The sequence below is a fragment of the Mycobacterium sp. TH-M15 genome, assembly GCF_057473705.1.
Genome location: NZ_JBYCLB010000592.1, coordinates 1 through 1,927, shown reverse-complemented (window position 1 = coordinate 1,927; position 1,927 = coordinate 1). Strand labels below are relative to the sequence as shown.

2 protein-coding genes are annotated in these 1,927 nt (G+C 71.5%); both read left to right on the top strand.

The features are described from left to right. The coding region (locus AC2VNT_RS14610; RefSeq protein WP_486947541.1) for a DUF3418 domain-containing protein at positions 1-1,015 on the top strand (1,015 nt) is incomplete at its 5' end. A 45-nt stretch (positions 1,016-1,060) separates the two neighbouring features. Beyond that, positions 1,061-1,927 (top strand): glucose-6-phosphate dehydrogenase (locus AC2VNT_RS14605; RefSeq protein WP_486947540.1); only part of this gene is annotated, 867 nt, incomplete at its 3' end.

Below are 1,927 nucleotides of genomic sequence, written 5' to 3'. Positions count from 1 at the left end.
GTTGCCGCCGCATCTGCGGGTGACGTTCGCCGTGGAGTCGCCCGACGGCACCGAGGTCGCCCGCGGCAAGGACCTGCGGGCACTGCAGGAGCGGCTGCAGGGGCCGGCCCGCCACGCCGTCGCCGATGCGGTCGCCGGCGACCTCGAGCGGACCGGCCTGCGCGCCTGGCCCGACGACCTGGAGCGACTGCCGCGCGTCGTGGAGCGCACGGTGGGCGGGCGCGCGGTGCAGGGCTTCCCGGCCTTCGTCGACGCCGGCTCCGCGGTCGGCGTCCGGGTGTTCGCGACCCCGGCCGAGCAGGACCGGGCAATGGGACCCGGCATCCGGAGGCTGTTGCGGCTGAGCACGCCGTCGCCGGCCAAAACGGTTGAGCGCCAGCTGGGTCCGCGCACCCGCTTGGCTCTGGGGACGAATCCGGACGGCTCGCTGTCCGCGCTGCTCGACGACTGCGCCGACGCCGCGGTGGATGTGCTGGTGCCCGCGCCGGTGTGGACCCGCGCGGAGTTCGCCGCGCTGCGCGAGCGGGTGGCGCGTGCGCTGCCCGCGACGACCGCCGACGTCGTGGGCCGCGTCGAGACGGTGCTGGCCGCCGCCCAGGAGGTGCGACTGGCGCTGCCCGCCCGGCCCACACCGCCGCAGGCCGACGCCGTCGCCGACGTCCGCGCCCAGCTCGCCCGGCTGCTGCCCCCCGGGTTCGTCACCGCGACCGGGTACGCGCACCTCGCCGACCTGACCCGCTACCTCACGGCCATCGGCCGCCGCCTCGAGCGGCTGCCCTACGCGCCCGAGGCGGATCGGGAGCGGATGGCCCGGGTACACGCCGTGCAGGACGCCTACGACGAACTGCTGGGCGCGCTGCCGCCGGCCCGGCGGGTGGCCGCCGACGTCCGCGATATCGCCCGCCAGATCGAGGAGCTGCGGGTGAGCCTGTGGGCCCAGCAGCTCGGCACGCCCCGACCGGCCAGCGAGCAGCGGATCTACCGGGCGATCGACGCCGTGCGCGACCGCCGTTGACCTGCCCGGCTGCGAACATGGCGCGGCGGTGGAAATATCGCGTGAGTGACCAAGAAACCGCAGACGATTTCCTACCCGTCGCCCGAGGCACGCCCACGCCGCCACGATCACCAACCCCTCGAACCCCACGTCATCGTCCTGTTCGGGGCGACGGGCGATTTGGCCAAGCGCAAGCTGATCCCCGGCCTGGCCTACCTCGACCAGTCCGAGCTCGCCCCCGACATCCAGGTCGTCGCCACGTCGCTCGAGGACCTCAGCGACGATGAGTTCCGCGAGATCGCCAAGACCGCGATCGACGCGTTCGGCATCCACAAGCTGACGCCCGAGCAGTGGTCCAACTTCGCCAAGATCGTCACCTACGTCCCGCAGAGCGCCGGACCCGAAGCGCTGGCGGCCGCGGTCGCCGAGGCCGAGAACAACCTGGGGCCCAAGGTGCGGCGGCTGCATTACCTGTCGGTCCCGCCCAACGCGGCGCGCGCGGTCATCAACATGTTGCGTGACGCCGGTCTGGTCGAACGGTCCCGCGTGGTGATGGAGAAGCCGTTCGGCACCGACCTGCCCACCGCGGTGGCCCTCAACGACTTCCTGCACGAGACGTTCGAGGAGTCCCAGATCTTCCGCATCGACCACTTCCTGGGCAAGGAGGCGGCCCAGAACATCCTGGCGTTCCGCTTCGCCAACGGCTTGTTCGAGCCGATCTGGAACCGCAACTTCATCGACCACATCCAGATCGACATCCCCGAGGCGCTGGGCCTGGACGAAAGAGCGAACTTCTACGAGAGCACCGGCGCCTACAAGGACATGGTGGTGACCCACCTGTTCCAGGTGATGGCGTTCGTGGTGATGGAGCCGCCGACGGCGCTCGAGCCGTACGCCATCAGCGAGGAGAAGAACAAGGTGTTCCGCTCGATG